Annotated in this window: 33 protein-coding genes; 17 read left to right on the top strand and 16 right to left on the bottom strand. The window is 37.2% G+C overall.

Annotated features, from left to right (window positions below):
- Positions 1–7 precede the first annotated feature (7 nt).
- The 4 genes from GWI59_RS06755 to GWI59_RS06740 all read right to left on the bottom strand — a co-directional run bounded on the left by GWI59_RS06755 (position 8) and on the right by GWI59_RS06740 (position 1,559).
- Positions 8–220, bottom strand: coding sequence for a hypothetical protein (locus GWI59_RS06755; RefSeq protein WP_060556835.1), 213 nt, complete (start codon positions 218–220; stop codon positions 8–10).
- A 2-nt stretch (positions 221–222) separates the two neighbouring features.
- Positions 223–561, bottom strand: a complete 339-nt coding sequence (locus GWI59_RS06750; protein ID WP_060556836.1) for an HNH endonuclease signature motif containing protein — start codon at positions 559–561, stop codon at positions 223–225.
- A complete protein-coding gene (locus tag GWI59_RS06745; protein ID WP_036976739.1) occupies positions 558–965 on the bottom strand; it encodes a hypothetical protein in 408 nt (135 codons plus the stop codon). Before GWI59_RS06745 ends, GWI59_RS06750 begins: the two co-directional genes overlap by 4 nt.
- Before the next feature lie 81 nt (positions 966–1,046).
- Entirely contained in the window at positions 1,047–1,559 is a 513-nt protein-coding gene (locus GWI59_RS06740) for a KilA-N domain-containing protein (protein ID WP_036937622.1), read from the bottom strand.
- A gap of 826 nt (positions 1,560–2,385) precedes the next feature.
- Between GWI59_RS06740 and GWI59_RS17680 the strand changes: the two genes are divergently transcribed.
- Entirely contained in the window at positions 2,386–2,589 is a 204-nt protein-coding gene (locus GWI59_RS17680; RefSeq protein ID WP_115286937.1) for a KTSC domain-containing protein, read from the top strand.
- Between the two features lie 272 nt (positions 2,590–2,861).
- Here the strand turns inward: GWI59_RS17680 and GWI59_RS06730 are convergent, their stop codons facing one another.
- The 12 genes from GWI59_RS06730 to GWI59_RS06685 all read right to left on the bottom strand — a co-directional run bounded on the left by GWI59_RS06730 (position 2,862) and on the right by GWI59_RS06685 (position 9,282).
- A complete protein-coding gene (locus GWI59_RS06730) occupies positions 2,862–3,323 on the bottom strand; it encodes a lysis protein (RefSeq protein ID WP_161724304.1) in 462 nt (153 codons plus the stop codon).
- Positions 3,324–3,325: 2 nt separating this feature from the next.
- The gene (locus GWI59_RS17400) at positions 3,326–3,484 is read right to left on the bottom strand and encodes a hypothetical protein (RefSeq protein WP_202608827.1); all 159 of its coding nucleotides are present in this window, start codon (positions 3,482–3,484) and stop codon (positions 3,326–3,328) included.
- The gene (locus GWI59_RS06725; protein ID WP_161724302.1) at positions 3,466–3,936 is read right to left on the bottom strand and encodes a lysozyme; all 471 of its coding nucleotides are present in this window, start codon (positions 3,934–3,936) and stop codon (positions 3,466–3,468) included. The genes GWI59_RS17400 and GWI59_RS06725 overlap by 19 nt, the downstream gene beginning before the upstream one ends.
- Positions 3,936–4,205 carry a hypothetical protein gene (locus tag GWI59_RS06720; protein WP_160230480.1) on the bottom strand — a complete coding sequence of 90 codons (270 nt, stop codon included), beginning with the start codon at positions 4,203–4,205 and terminating at the stop codon, positions 3,936–3,938. Before GWI59_RS06720 ends, GWI59_RS06725 begins: the two co-directional genes overlap by 1 nt.
- 65 nt (positions 4,206–4,270) lie before the next feature.
- Positions 4,271–4,693 carry a hypothetical protein gene (locus tag GWI59_RS06715; RefSeq protein ID WP_160230481.1) on the bottom strand — a complete coding sequence of 141 codons (423 nt, stop codon included), beginning with the start codon at positions 4,691–4,693 and terminating at the stop codon, positions 4,271–4,273.
- Between the two features lie 270 nt (positions 4,694–4,963).
- Positions 4,964–5,104: a cold shock small protein YmcF gene (gene ymcF / locus GWI59_RS17525; RefSeq protein ID WP_418312483.1), complete on the bottom strand. Its 141-nt coding sequence runs from the start codon at positions 5,102–5,104 to the stop codon at positions 4,964–4,966.
- A gap of 7 nt (positions 5,105–5,111) precedes the next feature.
- A complete protein-coding gene (gene cspE, locus GWI59_RS06710; protein WP_041701226.1) occupies positions 5,112–5,324 on the bottom strand; it encodes a transcription antiterminator/RNA stability regulator CspE in 213 nt (70 codons plus the stop codon).
- Positions 5,325–5,637: 313 nt separating this feature from the next.
- Positions 5,638–6,021: an antiterminator Q family protein gene (locus GWI59_RS06705; RefSeq protein WP_161724300.1), complete on the bottom strand. Its 384-nt coding sequence runs from the start codon at positions 6,019–6,021 to the stop codon at positions 5,638–5,640.
- Positions 6,021–6,995, bottom strand: a complete 975-nt coding sequence (locus tag GWI59_RS06700; protein ID WP_115286942.1) for a DUF7146 domain-containing protein — start codon at positions 6,993–6,995, stop codon at positions 6,021–6,023. The genes GWI59_RS06705 and GWI59_RS06700 overlap by 1 nt, the downstream gene beginning before the upstream one ends.
- Entirely contained in the window at positions 6,992–8,557 is a 1,566-nt protein-coding gene (locus tag GWI59_RS06695; RefSeq protein WP_161724298.1) for a DEAD/DEAH box helicase family protein, read from the bottom strand. Before GWI59_RS06695 ends, GWI59_RS06700 begins: the two co-directional genes overlap by 4 nt.
- Positions 8,558–8,816: 259 nt before the next feature.
- Positions 8,817–8,996: a hypothetical protein gene (locus GWI59_RS06690; RefSeq protein ID WP_239994717.1), complete on the bottom strand. Its 180-nt coding sequence runs from the start codon at positions 8,994–8,996 to the stop codon at positions 8,817–8,819.
- A 61-nt stretch (positions 8,997–9,057) separates the two neighbouring features.
- A complete protein-coding gene (locus GWI59_RS06685) occupies positions 9,058–9,282 on the bottom strand; it encodes a Cro/CI family transcriptional regulator (protein WP_036934651.1) in 225 nt (74 codons plus the stop codon).
- Positions 9,283–9,376: 94 nt separating this feature from the next.
- Here GWI59_RS06685 and GWI59_RS06680 point away from each other — a divergent pair, with 94 nt between their 5' ends.
- The 16 genes from GWI59_RS06680 to GWI59_RS06610 all read left to right on the top strand — a co-directional run bounded on the left by GWI59_RS06680 (position 9,377) and on the right by GWI59_RS06610 (position 16,559).
- On the top strand, positions 9,377–10,087 hold the full coding sequence (locus GWI59_RS06680) for a LexA family protein (protein WP_036934653.1): 711 nt from the start codon (positions 9,377–9,379) through the stop codon (positions 10,085–10,087).
- Between the two features lie 8 nt (positions 10,088–10,095).
- On the top strand, positions 10,096–10,437 hold the full coding sequence (locus GWI59_RS06675; RefSeq protein WP_036934654.1) for a DUF3024 domain-containing protein: 342 nt from the start codon (positions 10,096–10,098) through the stop codon (positions 10,435–10,437).
- A 98-nt stretch (positions 10,438–10,535) separates the two neighbouring features.
- The gene (locus GWI59_RS06670; protein WP_161724296.1) at positions 10,536–11,417 is read left to right on the top strand and encodes a hypothetical protein; all 882 of its coding nucleotides are present in this window, start codon (positions 10,536–10,538) and stop codon (positions 11,415–11,417) included.
- Positions 11,392–11,841: a hypothetical protein gene (locus GWI59_RS06665; protein ID WP_161724294.1), complete on the top strand. Its 450-nt coding sequence runs from the start codon at positions 11,392–11,394 to the stop codon at positions 11,839–11,841. The genes GWI59_RS06670 and GWI59_RS06665 overlap by 26 nt, the downstream gene beginning before the upstream one ends.
- Before the next feature lie 216 nt (positions 11,842–12,057).
- Positions 12,058–12,264: a hypothetical protein gene (locus GWI59_RS06660; protein WP_072070104.1), complete on the top strand. Its 207-nt coding sequence runs from the start codon at positions 12,058–12,060 to the stop codon at positions 12,262–12,264.
- A 2-nt stretch (positions 12,265–12,266) separates the two neighbouring features.
- Complete coding sequence (locus GWI59_RS06655) at positions 12,267–12,476, top strand: hypothetical protein (RefSeq protein WP_036934661.1); 210 nt, start codon at positions 12,267–12,269, stop codon at positions 12,474–12,476.
- Positions 12,457–12,633, top strand: coding sequence for a hypothetical protein (locus GWI59_RS17395; protein WP_164526622.1), 177 nt, complete (start codon positions 12,457–12,459; stop codon positions 12,631–12,633). Before GWI59_RS06655 ends, GWI59_RS17395 begins: the two co-directional genes overlap by 20 nt.
- Complete coding sequence (locus GWI59_RS06650; RefSeq protein ID WP_072070105.1) at positions 12,623–13,024, top strand: hypothetical protein; 402 nt, start codon at positions 12,623–12,625, stop codon at positions 13,022–13,024. The genes GWI59_RS17395 and GWI59_RS06650 overlap by 11 nt, the downstream gene beginning before the upstream one ends.
- The gene (locus GWI59_RS06645) at positions 13,024–13,323 is read left to right on the top strand and encodes a hypothetical protein (RefSeq protein ID WP_161724292.1); all 300 of its coding nucleotides are present in this window, start codon (positions 13,024–13,026) and stop codon (positions 13,321–13,323) included. The genes GWI59_RS06650 and GWI59_RS06645 overlap by 1 nt, the downstream gene beginning before the upstream one ends.
- A complete protein-coding gene (locus GWI59_RS06640) occupies positions 13,320–13,742 on the top strand; it encodes a hypothetical protein (protein WP_161724290.1) in 423 nt (140 codons plus the stop codon). The genes GWI59_RS06645 and GWI59_RS06640 overlap by 4 nt, the downstream gene beginning before the upstream one ends.
- 74 nt (positions 13,743–13,816) lie before the next feature.
- Entirely contained in the window at positions 13,817–14,170 is a 354-nt protein-coding gene (locus GWI59_RS06635) for a hypothetical protein (protein ID WP_072070107.1), read from the top strand.
- Complete coding sequence (locus GWI59_RS06630) at positions 14,157–14,363, top strand: hypothetical protein (protein ID WP_109402538.1); 207 nt, start codon at positions 14,157–14,159, stop codon at positions 14,361–14,363. The genes GWI59_RS06635 and GWI59_RS06630 overlap by 14 nt, the downstream gene beginning before the upstream one ends.
- Positions 14,360–14,845, top strand: coding sequence for a hypothetical protein (locus GWI59_RS06625; protein ID WP_161724288.1), 486 nt, complete (start codon positions 14,360–14,362; stop codon positions 14,843–14,845). Before GWI59_RS06630 ends, GWI59_RS06625 begins: the two co-directional genes overlap by 4 nt.
- A gap of 9 nt (positions 14,846–14,854) precedes the next feature.
- Positions 14,855–15,607 carry an ORF6N domain-containing protein gene (locus tag GWI59_RS06620; RefSeq protein ID WP_161724286.1) on the top strand — a complete coding sequence of 251 codons (753 nt, stop codon included), beginning with the start codon at positions 14,855–14,857 and terminating at the stop codon, positions 15,605–15,607.
- The gene (locus GWI59_RS06615; RefSeq protein WP_161724284.1) at positions 15,607–16,140 is read left to right on the top strand and encodes a hypothetical protein; all 534 of its coding nucleotides are present in this window, start codon (positions 15,607–15,609) and stop codon (positions 16,138–16,140) included. Before GWI59_RS06620 ends, GWI59_RS06615 begins: the two co-directional genes overlap by 1 nt.
- Before the next feature lie 230 nt (positions 16,141–16,370).
- A complete protein-coding gene (locus GWI59_RS06610; protein WP_115286949.1) occupies positions 16,371–16,559 on the top strand; it encodes a helix-turn-helix transcriptional regulator in 189 nt (62 codons plus the stop codon).
- Positions 16,560–16,680: the final 121 nt, after the last annotated feature.

The raw sequence follows: 16,680 nt of genomic DNA, 5'->3' as shown, positions 1-16,680 counted from the left end.
TTTAGAATTATTTCAAATGGATATCGGGTGCATTCATGATCATGTCATTAGTGCATGTCAGTGTGACTGAGATATCAACTTGTTTACATAATCCATCAGCGGGTGGAAGAACAACTAACTTTTGATTACTTAACAACTCACCATCAACACTTAATGCATGACCAACGAAGCGACCGCCACGAAATAGCTTGGATAACTTCACTTGTTTTTGATTACACATCGTTATTTATTCCAATGAGAGTTCGGATCGAGTGGAATGCCATCCGCATTACAGCCAATGACTTTGCCACTCTTTTCGATACGTTGTTTGGTTGAGTTATGATGCAGTTCGCATAAGCTTTGAAAGTTCTTTGTGTCCCAGAATAAGGCCTGAGCTTTTGCGATACGTTCTTTATCACCTGATTCAAGCGCTTCTTTAAGACGATGCGGAATAATGTGGTCAACTACTGTGGCAACAGTAATGCGTCCTTGCTCTTGGCACATGACGCAAAGTGGATATTCATTAAGAAATGCTAATCGTACCTTTGCCCAGCGACCACCATAGACATTGCGTTTTTTCATGTTTTGTTTCTGACAACATCAGCTTCTATTGATGATTGCTTATTGCAGGTAATAATTCCTTTGAATATAACGTCACTAGACGTACTAAAACCTAAAGAATTATCGCTACTAATAACATAATGTTCATAATCAGCCTTATCCGCCCATTGATTATGAGTGGTTGCTAGTGTGATGATAGTTTGATTTATTTTATGTATTTTTTTTAGCAATTTAGCTGGCTTATCAATACTATTTAAATCGATGATTTTTGTGTTTCTTGGATCTGTATAAGGAAATTGCCCTGAATGACAAATCGCTATGAATTCTTTATATAGGTTGCTTCTCTCTTCAATTAGCTGCGATATTTCTTTTTGCAAGTAAACACAATGACCTATTGCCTCATAATTAATCTGTTTGTTTGACATAATAAACTCCAATAAAAAAGCCATTAGGGCCTATTCATCGTTAGATATTAATTAAATCAATATCCTCAATTTTAAGGAACGCTATTCAATACCAGGAATATAGATTTGAGCTTCTTTAAGAATTCGTTCCCTCGCTGTTAGTAGTAACTGCTTTCTACCACCAACTCCCCAGTTAGCCATCGTTCTTGCACAGTTACTTATATTTTTAGTTTCGGTATTAATGACATGATCTAGCTTGTTCAACTTAGACATGACATCTAATCCCTTCCTCGTAGCCTCTTTAAACGTGTTGTAGACAAGGATTTCAAATTCTGGCTTTAACCAAGCTGCATATCTAATAACGACTAACTCTAAAGCCCAAGTTCCCTGGTTGAGTCCACCTTTAATCACTTTAACCGATGCACTTTTTGTTGCATCGCTTAAAGCGTGAACAAATCGCCTTACTTGACGACTTTTCAAAAATGCACCAGGCCTTTGTGATTCCGTTGCTTTACCATCCGCAACAGCGGCCGCATGAAGATCATTTAAATTATATCTACCTTCACTATCAACACGGACAGACACACCATTAATACTTACTCTTGGATATTGCATAACGTATTACCTTCATTTGAAATGAACCCTCGTTCACATAGAAAATCAGCCCGTCGAAGCTCGCCAGCTATAACTGACTTTCTCGAAGGCTCATATCAAAGTGATTGGATTCGACGTTTTTGAATTGCTCTGTGAATGAGCGATGAAATGCGTATAAAAAAAGCCACCAGCGGTTAACTGATGGCTATCCATATACGTCACTAAATAAATGACGTTTGTAGAATTAAATATATTGATGTCTCTCCATCGTCACGCCCCTTCTTCTACCTACAGCTGACGTTGCTGATAATGACCGAAAAATAACAAAACGGTGGTATTCGTTGTTTTTGACTCTCACTATGCGCTCTCTATCGAGAAATAAAATAGGTCATGGCTAACATAGGAGACGGCGACAACGCGACGCTTTCTATTTCTATTGGCATTGAAATAAGAGTAGCGGTATGATTTATAGGTATTTATTTTTCGCTTAAATTTAGCCCCACGGTAAACTCAAACTCGCAGGGTTATTTTATTTGTATTCAATAGTTAATTAAAAAAACAATTGAAAGTATTCAATTCGCTTATTTGCTTAACAAAGCGATACTGAATTAATATCACTATATTCCTCTTGAGAAGTTCTTTATTTAATTTTGTCCATGCGTGATGCTGGAACTTATTTTTCATCTCTAATGTGAGAAGCCTCACACAAATAATAAATTTAACTCATATTTCTTCTTTATATAAAAATAAGTTGAATATTTTTACTAATATTAAAAGTTACTAAAGTAAAAATTTATTTACTCTTTTATTTTATCCCATTTTATTTTTATTAATAGTGATTAGTCTAATGGACAAAATTTACATTGCATCATCTAAAATTATTTCTGTTGCTTACGATTATCAAACTAAAATGCTAGAAATCGACTGTAAACATGGAGAACAATATCGATATAAGGAAGTACCATTCAGTATTTACCAAGGTTTAATGGCATCAAATTCTAAAGAAAAATTTTTTCATGCCATGATTGAACATAAATACTCTTATAATTAAATAACCTTATAGTTACCATTTAATATTATTATTCTTATTTTTATCACAAAAAATATCTTTTTTAAAAGAAAACAAAAACACAAATAAGAATCATTCCATCTGACTTATTAAAACTATTTAGCAAATTAATGTTAAGTATATTGTAACCACTTATTAAAATAATATTTTTGCCGCACTATAGGTATATTCACTTATAAGTGCTATCTTTATTAGGATTGATATTTTTTCGACAAATTTCAGTTTTGCCCTCGTACTCTACGTAGGGCTTTTTTTTAGTTCACACACTCCACTCTAATGTAATTCTGCAACCCTTTAATCATTTGCTCTGACTCTGCAATTCGTTCTCTGAGTAACCAATAATTTCGGAGAGCGGTGTCAGTAGGTCGGGCGGTGGTTGCATAAGCCAAGCTGGTGGAGGGAGTGGTTTTGACTTTGGGACACTCGGCTTTGATGTACACCCGCTCAGGATGACGCTCGCTAATATCACGCAAGCGACTAATTTCATTCTTGGCATTCGCTAACTCCTGCGTATATTGAATATCCAGTTGGTTTAACCGCATTATGCGTGCTTGATAATCAGTATTAATAGACTTCTGCTCTTCGAGAGCTACTGTCAGTTTTTTGTTGGTATCTGTCAGTGAATTAATCCTATTAGCTTGCCAATTAATCACCCAATAGCCCCCCACAATGATGCCTACCATCACAATGACAGCATAGAGTTTCCCATATTTCATGATTAATACCGATGATGTGAGAGTGCAATCTGACAGCGTTTTTCTAAACTCACTGGGTCTTTAGTACATGAGTTATCAATCAAGAGATAAATACCACCAGCGACTGTAATGAGTAATGCAAGGATAAAGCTGATAATGACGATTAAAGTTTTCCATGACATAGTGCTGACTCCGCTTCTCGTCGACTGACAAGCCCTCGCCAAACCTTTCCACCTGCATATACCCAACGTTTTATTTCTTCACAGGCACCCGCTCTATCACCGGCGTTTAGCTTCTTGAGTAATGTTGAGCGAGAAAATGCGGTAGCACCCACATTAAAAGCAAAGGAATATAAAGCGGCTTTGGTGTAGTCATCGAGTGGTACTTTGATTAATGCATCGACTTGCTGTTGTGTCTTAATAAAATCGTTTTGTAATAACGCATCACATTCTTGTTGTGTGTATCTCTTACCTTGAATAATGTCTTTGCCTGTATGCCCATAACAAACTGTTAGAACACCCGCCACATCACGATAAGGTTCATAACGCACACCTTCAAAATGGGCTATTACTACTAACGCGATTGCTGTGGCTCCCGCTGTTGTTAGCGCAGCTATTTTCTGTTTGAGAGACATTAAATATCCTTTGGCGCTTTCACCATTAATTCAGCAAGCCTTTTTAGGGTTTCAGTTGGGTTTTGTGGGTCAATATGTTGAACAAGCTCTTCAAATAATTGAGTGCGTTTTCGCTGTTCTCGACGAGTCATAAAATAAGTAGCTAAACCCAGAACCATGCTAAACGCCATCCCAATAACAAATCCCCATTCATATAATGAGAGGCTGGCAAAAAAGGCCGTTAGGCCTGCTGTTCCATAGGTTACATTGGTTAATTTTTCCATACGCATAGTCACCCCCAAAGGAGTGTCCGTTGATGATGAGTGTGAGAAAGTTAAAAGTGAAACGATAAAAATTAGGCGGGCATTGATACTTTAAGTGCCTTTAATAAACCTTCAGGCAACTGTTCTTCCAGTGACGCATTAGAAACAATCACAAGACCATACATAGATATCCATGTATTCGTTTGTTGTAAGTGTCCCTGAATAAATTGCTTCGCTTTCTCTAACAAATAAACACAACTCTCTTGTGTGTTTTTACGCCAATAGGATTCAATCGCCACCAGCAATGGAGCACCAGCATTACCAATTTTTTGCAAGCCGATTCGATATTGCTTTTTACCTGCGGGAGACGTTGTGCAAATTAATTGTGTCAGTTGTTGAGTTTCACCATCAGCCGTATGGATATTCGCCGTTAAAATGATAGAGGTGTTCTTTTCACTGTCTGTTTCTGAAGCATAGTGAAGACTAAACTGTAATTCGTTTATCTCTTTTGGCATGATGCGCACCTTTTATTGATATATGTCATATTTAGACAAGAAAAAAACCACTGTTGTGGATTCATATAATTGATATTTTAATGATAATAATTATCATTACAGCACATATCTGGTTTTCCCTGATATTGATACATTGTTTTATTGATAATTTATCTCGTTATTAACACTATTCCCGAGAGTTTATGCCGACATAACTCCTAGCGTGTCGGCTTTTTTTTATATAAAAAAACCCCGCCGAAGCGAGGTTTTATATATTCAACTATTTAATGCTTAACTCATTTGAGCTGTCATCACACTTTTGCAAAAGATACATTTTGCGCCATGTGGATTGTTCACTGTGACATCAAATTGTGATGTTCTATATTGTGAACCGCTACAACAAGGGCATTTAAAATAGAGGCGAATAGTAATAGCGCCTTTAGAGAGCCACCACGTTGCCTGCTGCTGGACCTTTCATACCATTTTCAATGGTAAATGAAACTTCTTGGCCTTCCATCAGAGATTTGAAGTCATCACTTTGGATTGCAGAGTAATGTACAAATACATCTTTACTTCCATCTTTAGGGGTGATGAAACCAAAACCTTTATCATCGTTAAACCATTTTACTGAACCAGTCATTGTATTAGACATAGAATTTCCTTTAATTTATTTAATTTGCCATAAGGCATATGAGGGTTTGTTTTTTATTTTTACTTATGGGAATTAATTAGAAGGAATTCGCAATGAAGTGGTATCGAGGATAACGCTAAACGGTGAACAACTTTAAACTGACTAACATAAATAGGCCTGTACTTCCAAACCAGTGATGTCATTAAGCCATAGATGAACTCAGATAGCAAACTTTATTTTATATATAAAAACCCCGCAAAAGCGGGTTTATAAGTTAGTTGACCTTGATGTCACTCTTATCACAATATCATCATTTTTACGATCGTAAAGCGCTTTATGTGACTTTTTCTATGTATCGATCCATTTCTAAGGAGACATCTAACATCATTAACATACCCTCTATTATCCCTTCTGCTTTTTGCAGTTTTTTTCCTATGTGAGTATCAGAACAATTGTGCTTGTTAGCCAGTTGCATAAATGTCATTCCGAATAAATAGTAATCGAGTAATAGGTCATGCATCCCACTATTCTTTTTATTTAATTGAGCCATGCAACTAGAAATAATTATTGCATCGTCTTCACAGCATTGAGGACGAGCTTTAACCTTGCTTGGTATTAATCCACTAAATCCCGCAGCAATCGAATACCATTGAACCGACTCAGTATTATCAGCCGCCCAAGCCCCCCATCGTTCTAATACCTGTTGAATATCACGCATTACGCCATTTCCTTATGTTGTCTTGAAAACACTAACTCTCTTACTTCACAGGCCTCTATTAACATGTCATTAAAATCGCCATTATCAGGCCATCTCACACTGACCGTTTCTACATCATTATTAGAAAGTAGGTTTTTATGTGCACATTCCATAGCGGCTGCATGCCCAGCAGCACTCCAATCCATATCTGTAAAGATAACAAGGTGAGTCACACCTTTCGGTGCTTTGAATTTTTTCATGAAGTTGGTATTGATAACCGACCAAGTATTGACACCATAGAGTTGCTTACAAGAAAGTGCCGTTTCGATACCTTCAGCAATGCCAAGTGTGTTATCAACAGGAAACATTCTTATCGCGACAGATTCTGCATACTCTAAATAATTATCTTCCTGCACAGCTGTCATTTTCTTCACAATATCAAGAGAGGCTTTTTTATCCCCTTGTAAATACGTTCTATGCAAGTAACAAAGTTGTCCTTTAGCATCAGTGGCTAATGACCAAATAGCTTGAAATTTGTCAGAACTATTACGAACAGGTTGATGATCACAATAACGAACGTTATCAAGTGGTAACTCAAAAACACCTCGATTATGTAAATACTGCATGGCGGGTGTATTTTTCAGTATTGATAATTTAGAATAACAGCCTGTAATGCGTTGGAATAAATTATTCTTATTTGTTTTACTTGGTAAAATAGCTTCTTTTTCTCGGTGATTACCAATCAAGACATCAATTTCATCTGCTAATGTTTTGAAGTCTTTGCCTTGTGTTCTTTCCAGTAATTGAAAGCCATTTCCCGAACCGCACGTGCAGATGTAAGTTCCTCGCCCGTCTTTATCATCAATACGAAATTTTCCTTTTTGCCCGCAAATAGGGCATTTCCCTTTAAAGTGCTTACGCCCCGTTATAGGAGGTAACCCATAATGTGCAAATATTTTTGCCCATTGCCCTTTTACGGCATCAATCGTATTCACAGTAAACCTCCTTGTTGTGGCTGGTGGCTAATTTGAGTACGTAAATTTTGAATATTGGCTTGTGCCTTCTTGCGAGATTTAGCAAAGGCAATTTGTTTGTACTTAATAAAGTTACTCACTTCGGGAGTGATTTCTTGTGGTGTGTTATGAAAGCCTCGTGGCCATACCCCAAATTTATCTTTAAAGGTATTAGCAACCCAACCATCACTTATCGGTTTACCCTGTGTCGCTCGTTGGTTCTGGTAGTATTTCAATTGAGACCACCAGCTTTGCTTATCTTCTCGGGTGTAAGTGCGCTCTTTTTTATTCAGTTTTTTGATGTTTCGGCTAGTATCAACATCGATATCTTCACCCACTAAAGGTTTAAACCCACATTTAGGGCAAACATAAACACCTGCAGGCTTCATGTAGTGGCAAGAAGAACATTCTTTCGGTTTCTTCTCTCGTTTTTCTTGCTCTCGGCTAGATGAAGATTCACTCATACCGTCATTTTTGGTGAGCAGTTCGTTATATTCAATGTCATCGGGATAACCTAAGCGGTGAACAGAACCAGAGTGATCGAAAATAAGGCAAGTCTCTTTTCCTGGTGCGGTACGTAATCCCCTTCCAATAGCCTGACACCAACGAATCTCTGATTTAGTTGGACGGGCGTAAATAATGCAACGGACATCACTATCAAAGCCGGCAATCAATGTTCCCACGCTCACAAGCACCTTGGTCGCGCCTTGCTCAAACCGATGAATAATGATCTGACGCTCATCATGTGGCGTATCTGCAGTGATCACCTCAGCATTCACACCTGCACGATTAAATTCGACGGTGACAAAATTGGCATGACTGACTGTGACGCAAAAGCAAATCGTAGGTAGGTTTCGACCATTCACCAACCAGTTATCAACAATATCCCCCACCAAATCAGCACCACTCATAATTTCAGCAATTTCAGCTTCTTTGTAATCACTGCCGAACTCTGCGTTGCTGGACGATTTTACTTTTGATAAGTCTGGTTTAGTTGGTGCATAGAACTCGTATGAGCTTAAATCACCACGCTTGATTAACTCTTTCATGGTGGTGGGCTTGATTAGTGTTTCGTAGTAATGACCAAGGAATGGCGCAAAAGGCGTACCGGACAAACCAATTACCTTGAATTCACTTTCACTGATCACTTCTAATATTTTCTTACGACGCAAATGCGCTTCATCGATTATGAGTAAATCAATGTTGTCTGGAAAATCTCTACGAATAATAGTATCTGCTGACGCTATCTGAATAAAACGGGTCGGATCGTAATTAGGATGATTACGCCATACATAGCTAATTTCTTCGGCTGGTAAGCCATACTCAATAAAACGACTGGCTGTTTGATCAATCAAAATTGTGTAAGGAACAAGAAACATCACTCTCATTCCACGCTGAACATGTCCATCAGTAATAAACGCAGCTAATGCCGTTTTTCCGCTTCCTGTTGGGCTATAAATCATGAATGTTCTATTTTGCTTCCATGCCTGACGTAACATCGTCAATCCGCGTTCCTGTGCAAAATTTGGTGTGATTGTTAACATCGGTTTCCTCATTTGATAATTAGCGCTGCCAAAGGAAGGGATTTATTTTTATTTCTTTGGACGTCTAAACGGCTATTGCTTTTTAACTCCTATAGAGATCTATATTTAAGATCTACTCACTCCCTTGGCTGTGCCTTCCCTAACACCCCTTTCAAAGATCACCCCCCTTTCCCCCCTAGAAAGTTTTCCCCTCTTCCCCAGAAAACAATCTAGACGGCTAAACGTCTTAACTTCCAATACCTCCTAAATTTAATTACTGCTAAATCGATAACGGCTTTGCTGTGTACCCTTGCATTGCCCTCTGATAACGCTTTATGAACTCTCTTAATCTGACGTTAGCTTCATGACGAGCTTTGTTGTCTTTACGGTAGGGAACTTGTTCTCGTTCCCATTCCGTTTGGTATACTTCTGAATATTTAACTAATGCCTTCTGCCTCACGCTTGGGCTTAACTTCGTAAGTTGTTCCTGAATCCACTTAGCATCATCAGGAAAGTAGTGATCAGGCATCGGCATATTGATTTGGTGCATGAGTTTCCCTTTCTGGTTTATTAGGAAAAACTTTAATTTCCTCGGCTCCCACCACTTCTCCATCAACATGAATAACAAAAATATTTCTTTTGTTTTTTAATGCTTTATTTATTGCACTTTGCTGAATACCAAATAAGTCAGCTACTTTTTTTTGCCCCAACTTTGAAACCAAAACCGATAATGGTATTTTTTCCATAAATGCTCCTCCTGAATTTATTATTACCGCTAATGATAATTAAATCAACACCGGAGGTGATTGTTTTTATCTCCGGAGGTGATATTATTAATTTATGAAAAAGAAACCTTTGACTGATGAACAAAAAGCAGACGCAATTCGCCTCAAATCCATATTTGAATCTAAGAAAAAAAACTTGGGATTATCACAAGAAGTTCTTGGGGAAATGTTGGGGATGGGGCAAAGCGCTGTTGCGCAAATATTGAATGGCGTTAATGCTATTAATCATGAGCATGTTGCAAAACTTGCAAAAATACTTGACGTTTCGGTAGAAGAAATAAGCCCATTTCTTGCAAAAGAAATTAGGGAGGTTTACCAACCTGTTTTATCTCACACAACACAAAGCTCTCAAAGTTTTCATCAATACCCATTGTTCACAAAAGTTCAGGCTGGTGCCTTCTCGACAGAATTTAATTCATACACAAAACAAGACGCAGTGTCGTGGATACCAACAGCCAAGAAAGCCAGCGAACGTTCTTTCTGGCTAGAGGTTGAAGGTCAATCAATGACCGCACCACCGGGAGGTAAGCCAAGTTTTCCAGAAGGAATGCTTATCTTGGTTGATCCTGAGGAAGAAGTAGAGTTCGGTGACTTCTGCGTTGCTCGTTTACTAAATGATGAGTTCACATTCAAACGACTGATTAGAGATGGTGGAGTTGAGTACCTAGAGCCATTAAACCCTCGTTTTGACCTGATCCCTATTAACGGGAACTGCACAATCATAGGTAAGGTAATCAAGTCACAATGGCCTGACGACACGTTTTAGGAGGAAATATGGCGTTTAACAATATTGAGATAGCAAATATTAGACGGTGTATGGAATTTTTCATGGAAAAACGCCGCCCAGCAGAGCACCTAAGGGATGAATTAGATTTACAGTATCGTATCGAGGACGACTCAGTAATTATCTTTGAAATTAGGCAACTAATATGGAGTGATGGCAGAGTAGAAGAACCTATAGCAAAAATCACACATAATAAATATTCGAATTCATGGTCTCTGCTTTGGATGGATAAAAATAGTAACTGGCACAACTGCGATGAAAAAATGTTAGGTAGTTTCTCTGACGCTATTAAGCTCGTCGAAGATGATGTACAAGGCTGCTTCTTTGGGTGACGACACGTTTTAGGGTGTGGTTGACAGAGCAACAGTAAAACTGAAATTTGGCTGACGCGATTTTAATAATTAATCATCAAATTAAACATGAGATGGCGATGAATAATGCTATAGCTATAAAATTCAATTACAACAAAGATAGAAAAGACCCTGAAGATATTCTCAATATTTTAACTGGTTACGTTAAGTTTTATAAAAGAATTGGATTGATATCATTATCATCAATTAACGAAAAAGATGATGCTGTTTTTGAGTTGGTTGGGCTACAAAATGGGTCGGCTATAGCATGGATTAAGTGCATAAAGGATAAGTGGGAAATCCTTATATTAAAATCAGCTACATCCTTAGCAGATAACATGCTTATAAAGTCTGAAGTTTCAACGAGAGATGATCTCGAGTCCTATTCTAATGTTATTTCTGAAACAATTATTAATAATTCAAATGAAAATATAAGAGTAGAACCATGTATAGATTTAGAGATGCTGGGTAAGACCTTATCTGATTATTCAGTTTTAAGCTCTCGCCTTCACGAAAATGAATCAGCTCTCATCGGAATGGGAGCCATGGGTGACACTGACTTTAGCGGTTTCAAAGAATTAAATAATAAATTTACTTTTAATGGAAATGTTGAAGATATTCTTTCCCATGCAATAAAACACCACAAAAGGGCATCTAAATTTCACGTAAATGTATTAGCCAACAAAGGGGATAACATATGGCGACTAGAAGAACTAGTAACTGAAAATGTATTTGCAGCAAAAGTTGCAAATAATGACTGGCTAGACAGTTATCAATCAGGGCTTATTTCTCCTATTGGCCCAAATGATTTGATGGAAGCGATTATCGAATATGATGAGATTATGCCGATAAAAGGAAAGAAAAAAGCGAAAAGTAAGTACAAAAATGCTAAAATAATAGAGGTTATTAATATCGAAAGAAATACAGGCACACAAGATGATCTCTTCCAAAAACGAGAATGAAGAAAAAAAATCGATGATGGCCGACATCTATGGAGAAGCTGTCTTCTTAATTATTCCTGTTATTGCACTAGTGATCATTACAGCTGTAAAAAACTCAATTTCAATTGAGGCGATTGTATCTTCTCTATTACTAACATCCGACTGGTCGATTATGTCATCGGTGATATTTGGACAATGTGCATACAAAGTGTCTAGAGTCGTAACCCTTCTAGGCTCAAAAACTGACGGGAGAAGGTATGCCTTCTATCTTGCTAGAAGGATATTTTTAATTACAATTTCCTTACTTGTTTATGCCTCTGTTACTTTTTCTCCTAACTTGTATCTTGGCGTGATTCAAGTAATCCTATTCTTTTTATCTATCTATTTTTTCTTTGTGGATAGCGCTGGAGCTTATATTTTACTTAATCGAAATAGTTTTAAATAACCCCAGCCCTCTCCGCGAGGGCTTTTTTGTGTCCTCTCCCCTCCAAAGAAGTGATCTTCATTCCAATCTGAGATTTATTTGAAAATAAATTCCTTTTAAATTCAATAAAATAACTTGCGGTAATGACAATTAATCACCCGCGGTGTTGACAACAAAATCACTAGCGGTGATACTTAATTGTAAATGATAACTGATAGAATTAATGAAGGATCATATATGACCAGTATATATTCTACCGCAATCCCTAATTTGCCGAAACCTGACATGCATACAGCCATAATGTTACCTATGTTCTTGTTTCGTTTCTGGACTAAAACTGAGCATCCAGAGAAAAAAGAAGTTATGGCCACCAGCGCTGAACAAGCTAAAGAGTTACTTGGTGGTAATGTAGTTTTCTCTGCACAATTTCCTTGCGAGGCTTAATTATGGCTCACGAACTCAATTTAGAAGCTGTTGCAAAAAAAAGCGACCAACTAAACGCCCTTTTATTCCAGCTCAACGCTGAGCGCATATCGGGTCAGCCTGAGATAGAAAGCTTAATTGGACTAGCTTACGAATTATCAGGTGATATTTCAGTCTGGTTAATTGAAGAAAATGCACAGAGAGATAATGATCATGGCAAAAGAAATAATTAATGTAGATAGCGGGAAAATGCTAGATACATTACATCGAGTAAAAGCATTCTTAATTTCAGCTCAGTTTCTTTCTCGTAATAGCGAAGAGCGAGCAATTCAACTTAGCTTATTATCTCAAGCAGAAGATGAAATCGATGAGGTTTTAAATGATGAATAACACTAAGTTAAAAGAATCCGCTTGTGATGAATTACTTTATGCAACTTCTATTTTAAATCTCATTATCAATGATAACGTAACACCTAGCGATAATATGTTTAATGCGATTGAATCAGCAGTAGCCAATATAGAAAGAGCTAAAGAAAGTGTATCGAATATTAATACTGATAAATCACCAAAGCCTATCGGTGAAATTAAAATCAGTGATAACGATACAATTGAAACGGCTGTCGGGTGCATTTTAAATACATTAGAAACTGCAATTAATTTAAAAGTCTCTGAAGAAAGCGGTCACATTAAAAATTACGATATTCAAATTACAAATTTAATCCAGTCAGCCAAATTAAATTTAGAAACTGTTTATGAAAAAGTAAGTTTCACGGAGGCTTAATGAATTTTGATGACTTAGTTACTCTTCCTGATTTAAGTAAATTAACAGAAGGTGAACTGGGTAACTTAAGAGGTAATTTAGATTTAGCTATCGATTCACTTGTTACAGGAATGAATATATTCGGTGAGTTTATGTTTTGGGCTGATGCTAATGAAAATTATCCCGATGGTAAAGATCATCTTGGGGATGTGGGATTATTTGTAAGTCAGCTATCGTCATTTATATCAATATTAAATGACAGACTTGGTGGAATTGAATACGAAATATCAAATCGAAAAATAAAAGGAACAAGAAAATGAGCAGACAACACGAAGCTATTGAGAAAGCAACTGATAATCAAATTACTATTGCCATGCGCCCTGTATATATTATTACAGGTGCTAATCGAGCTTACTTAAGTGAACGTTCAGCATTAAATAAGCTAGCAAACATTCTCACTGAGCGTGAATTTCACAAAAAAGGTATTGAAACTAACTACGAAGGTGAACAATGTGAACTTGAGAATGGCACAATCGCTTTCAAGCGTGGCGAACCTACCGAGCACTTTATGAAACACAAAGAAGCTAAATTATCAGAGCTTCATGAACGATTAAAGCAGGAGCGTAATATTGAACGCTTACAAAAAGAATATGCTAAAGCTGTAGAAAAATATGATGAGGCAGAAAAAGAAGCTGATAGATTATATTACGAATTAAATAATGCTTTAACCAATAAATAGAATATCTACGAAATAAAAATTAATTATAGCGTTCATGCTAGGGATTGCTGCGCTCTAAATCAGGAGTAAGCAACATGGATAAAGTTAATTTACTTGAAGTAAGAAGAAAGCGTTTTATCAACTCAGTGCTTATTTATATTAAACAAAATGGAAAGAAAGCTGAGTTTAAATCAAAGTTAAATAATAAAACTGTTATTACAGAAATTAGCTTTGAAAATTTAAATAATTTCTTCCGTGATGTCTATGAAGAAAAAGATTGCCGTCAACGTTGTAAGTGGAGTGATAAAGATATCTACAATACTTATGAATGGTTATATAACTTAAATGGCTCGATTTCTGATATGGGTAAATTCATGATTGATTATATTGTTGAGTATTTACCTCCTTACTTAAATGGAGAGGAATATAAATATCATGACGTATTCTGAATTCATGAAAAAAGGTAAGCAATTAGAGGGGAAAGGATTTTATAGACGCGCACTAGAGCAATATAACCAAGCTTTTATTATCGCAGATCCACCAGCCAAGGGTGCAATGAGTTATCAACAAAAAATAAGTAATCAATCATCTAAGCGTTGCTTAGATAAAGCCAAAATTAAAGTGACGGAAAGTTATTTATGAAACATGAAAATATGGCGGTAACTCAACTAATAGAAATTCTAAAAGAAAAAGTACCAGATTGTCCGACTTGGATGCTTGATGAATCTCGTATGAATTATGAAGCACTAACACATCAGGAACTAATGGAGTTCGCTGAATGCGCGGTTAAGCGCCAGCGTTATATTCAAGCCACAAAGTACCTTATTTACAGCAAGGATCGATTTGGCCTTGATCCCCACGGGAATTATCAGTTTTTTTATAAAAACTTTGGAGCCTACATGGATATTGAAGTGATTGAAACCTTACTAATTCATCAAATTGAGCGACCTTTATTAGAGGAAAATCCAGAGGAAAAATATATTGCCGTATGGCGTTTTTATACAAATAACGAAACTAGAGAAACTGAAACCGGTATTACATGGCTATTTGACTTCATAGATGACGTGTTTATTAAAGGCTTTCAATTTTTAAATACACCTTTATCAAATAACTCAGTTCACTAGGGAAAATATATGAATAACTTAATCACTATTAACAACACCCAAATGCCTGTTGCTGAATATAAAGGTCAGCGCATTGTTACTTTCTCAATGATTGACCTTGTACATGGTCGACCAGACGGTACGGCTCGCGCTGCTTTTAATCGCAATCGTGACCACTTTATTGAAGGTGTCGATTTCAATGAAGTAGGTTCGGACGTAATACGTACAGACCTACCTGAAGGGATATTTTCTAAATTTGCTCCTAGCGGCATCGTACTGTTTGAGTCTGGCTATCTCATGTTAACCAAACCATTCAATGATGATATTGCATGGCAAGTACAGCGCGAACTGGTTAATAGCTACTTTCGCCCACCGCAAACCGCTATTAGCGAATTAGAAATGATTGCCAGAATCGCCAGCCATAATGCCCAGCAACAACGTCAAATAAATCGTATTGATGAGAAAGTTGAACAGATGCATGAGACTGTCGAACAAATAAAACAAGGAACGATCCCTGTAGGTTGGATTGGTTACTCATTAGCGAAAACTAAATCGGGCATGACGATTGATAAATGCAAGACGCTTGCCAAGCAATACAGTGTCCGAAAAGACCAAATAACCGTTCTTACCCCAGAAGGCATGCCTAGGCCTATGGCTATCATTCATGAGGCTGACTTCATGGTAGCAATGAAACACATGATGGGCGAAGCAGAAAAACGCGGTACTCGTTGGTATCACCCGAAAATGGGACTATTTCAGGCAATTGGCTGGGAGGATAAATAATGATTATTCAAACGCATTTACTTCGTGCTGCTTTGGTTTGCGTGGCTAAACAAGATCCTCGTTACTATCTGCAAGGTGTTCATATTAGTAATAAATATCTTGAAGCAACTAATGGACATGTCGCTGTGCGTATGGAACATGGCATTAAGACACGCCGTGATGCAATACTTGAGTTCAGAGGCTCTATTCCTGCAAAAGCAAACACAACAGAAATTAAATTTACTGAAGAACCTTTTGCTATTCATCGCGACAAAAACGGTCATCGCGTGGGGTTCTCTGCACTTGTTTCACATAAAGGTGCGCGCTTCCCTAATTTAGATCTCGTCATCCCGACAGAATATGAACTTTGTTTACCTCATATGCAGGCTATTTACCTTACTTATCCTGAAAAGATGTTTAGTACTAGTCGCGGATGTCATCCTGTCTCATTTCATCCATCAGGAATGACCAAGCCTTGCCTATTAAAATTTAGTGACGTGATAAACGAAAAATACGGCAATCCGCAATTCGTTGTTATGCCATGCAGAGCTTGAGGTGAAAATGAAAATTGAATATATCTCCAGTGGAACGGGAAGCATGGCAAAGGTAGTTATTTTTTCCTTTATCACTGAACGAAGAAAACTAAATCGGTTAATTAATCGGGTATTACTTTTTACCCCCGTTCACGAGAACACTATCGGGTTCTTTTTTCGAGTCACCACTATTTATGGCAAACCGAATCACGTATTGCGAGCTTACAAAATTATTTGCAAGGAGGCAAAAAATGACAACTACAACTCGATACATTAAATGGAAAGAAATGATCCGGTTAACAGGAAAAAGCAAACCTACAATTTGGAGAATGTATGCAAAACGAAATGAGTTCCCCAAACCAGAAAGAACAAAAGGTGGTACGTTTTTAGGCTGGCCAGAACATGTCTATGAAGAGTGGGTTAGAAGTGAAAAACTGTAATGCTAACTTGACCCGTTACTTGACCCGCATCTCTTGCGGGTTTCTTTTTAAAATCTTATAAGCTATTGATTTGAAATGGTACGCCCTACAGGATTCGAACCTGTGACCTACGGCTTAGAAG

Origin of the sequence: Proteus sp. G2673, assembly GCF_009915125.1 — a bacterium.
Taxonomy (GTDB): domain Bacteria; phylum Pseudomonadota; class Gammaproteobacteria; order Enterobacterales; family Enterobacteriaceae; genus Proteus; species Proteus penneri.
Note: the sequence above shows the minus strand (reverse complement) of the source record. Positions and strands in the feature narration are given on the sequence as shown.

Excerpts from the sequence above, each read along its gene's own strand:
- GWI59_RS06755 (WP_060556835.1), bottom strand. The coding sequence starts at position 220 with ATGTGTAATCAAAAACAAGTGAAGTTATCCAAGCTATTTCGTGGCGGT.
- GWI59_RS06685 (WP_036934651.1), bottom strand. The coding sequence starts at position 9,282 with ATGGAAAAAATACCATTATCGGTTTTGGTTTCAAAGTTGGGGCAAAAA.
- GWI59_RS06675 (WP_036934654.1), top strand. The coding sequence starts at position 10,096 with ATGGCGTTTAACAATATTGAGATAGCAAATATTAGACGGTGTATGGAA.
- GWI59_RS17395 (WP_164526622.1), top strand. The coding sequence starts at position 12,457 with ATGGCAAAAGAAATAATTAATGTAGATAGCGGGAAAATGCTAGATACA.
- GWI59_RS06695 (WP_161724298.1), bottom strand. The coding sequence starts at position 8,557 with ATGTTAACAATCACACCAAATTTTGCACAGGAACGCGGATTGACGATG.
- GWI59_RS06670 (WP_161724296.1), top strand. The coding sequence starts at position 10,536 with ATGAATAATGCTATAGCTATAAAATTCAATTACAACAAAGATAGAAAA.
- GWI59_RS06665 (WP_161724294.1), top strand. The coding sequence starts at position 11,392 with ATGATCTCTTCCAAAAACGAGAATGAAGAAAAAAAATCGATGATGGCC.
- GWI59_RS17680 (WP_115286937.1), top strand. The coding sequence starts at position 2,386 with ATGGACAAAATTTACATTGCATCATCTAAAATTATTTCTGTTGCTTAC.
- GWI59_RS06635 (WP_072070107.1), top strand. The coding sequence starts at position 13,817 with ATGGATAAAGTTAATTTACTTGAAGTAAGAAGAAAGCGTTTTATCAAC.
- GWI59_RS06740 (WP_036937622.1), bottom strand. The coding sequence starts at position 1,559 with ATGCAATATCCAAGAGTAAGTATTAATGGTGTGTCTGTCCGTGTTGAT.
- GWI59_RS06630 (WP_109402538.1), top strand. The coding sequence starts at position 14,157 with ATGACGTATTCTGAATTCATGAAAAAAGGTAAGCAATTAGAGGGGAAA.
- GWI59_RS06730 (WP_161724304.1), bottom strand. The coding sequence starts at position 3,323 with ATGAAATATGGGAAACTCTATGCTGTCATTGTGATGGTAGGCATCATT.
- GWI59_RS06660 (WP_072070104.1), top strand. The coding sequence starts at position 12,058 with ATGACCAGTATATATTCTACCGCAATCCCTAATTTGCCGAAACCTGAC.
- GWI59_RS06615 (WP_161724284.1), top strand. The coding sequence starts at position 15,607 with ATGATTATTCAAACGCATTTACTTCGTGCTGCTTTGGTTTGCGTGGCT.
- GWI59_RS06620 (WP_161724286.1), top strand. The coding sequence starts at position 14,855 with ATGAATAACTTAATCACTATTAACAACACCCAAATGCCTGTTGCTGAA.
- GWI59_RS06745 (WP_036976739.1), bottom strand. The coding sequence starts at position 965 with ATGTCAAACAAACAGATTAATTATGAGGCAATAGGTCATTGTGTTTAC.
- GWI59_RS06650 (WP_072070105.1), top strand. The coding sequence starts at position 12,623 with ATGATGAATAACACTAAGTTAAAAGAATCCGCTTGTGATGAATTACTT.
- GWI59_RS06720 (WP_160230480.1), bottom strand. The coding sequence starts at position 4,205 with ATGCGTATGGAAAAATTAACCAATGTAACCTATGGAACAGCAGGCCTA.
- GWI59_RS06610 (WP_115286949.1), top strand. The coding sequence starts at position 16,371 with ATGACAACTACAACTCGATACATTAAATGGAAAGAAATGATCCGGTTA.
- GWI59_RS06725 (WP_161724302.1), bottom strand. The coding sequence starts at position 3,936 with ATGTCTCTCAAACAGAAAATAGCTGCGCTAACAACAGCGGGAGCCACA.
- GWI59_RS06645 (WP_161724292.1), top strand. The coding sequence starts at position 13,024 with ATGAATTTTGATGACTTAGTTACTCTTCCTGATTTAAGTAAATTAACA.
- GWI59_RS06715 (WP_160230481.1), bottom strand. The coding sequence starts at position 4,693 with ATGCCAAAAGAGATAAACGAATTACAGTTTAGTCTTCACTATGCTTCA.
- GWI59_RS06705 (WP_161724300.1), bottom strand. The coding sequence starts at position 6,021 with ATGCGTGATATTCAACAGGTATTAGAACGATGGGGGGCTTGGGCGGCT.
- GWI59_RS06640 (WP_161724290.1), top strand. The coding sequence starts at position 13,320 with ATGAGCAGACAACACGAAGCTATTGAGAAAGCAACTGATAATCAAATT.
- cspE (WP_041701226.1), bottom strand. The coding sequence starts at position 5,324 with ATGTCTAATACAATGACTGGTTCAGTAAAATGGTTTAACGATGATAAA.
- GWI59_RS06750 (WP_060556836.1), bottom strand. The coding sequence starts at position 561 with ATGAAAAAACGCAATGTCTATGGTGGTCGCTGGGCAAAGGTACGATTA.
- GWI59_RS17400 (WP_202608827.1), bottom strand. The coding sequence starts at position 3,484 with ATGTCATGGAAAACTTTAATCGTCATTATCAGCTTTATCCTTGCATTA.
- GWI59_RS06625 (WP_161724288.1), top strand. The coding sequence starts at position 14,360 with ATGAAACATGAAAATATGGCGGTAACTCAACTAATAGAAATTCTAAAA.
- GWI59_RS06655 (WP_036934661.1), top strand. The coding sequence starts at position 12,267 with ATGGCTCACGAACTCAATTTAGAAGCTGTTGCAAAAAAAAGCGACCAA.
- GWI59_RS06680 (WP_036934653.1), top strand. The coding sequence starts at position 9,377 with ATGAAAAAGAAACCTTTGACTGATGAACAAAAAGCAGACGCAATTCGC.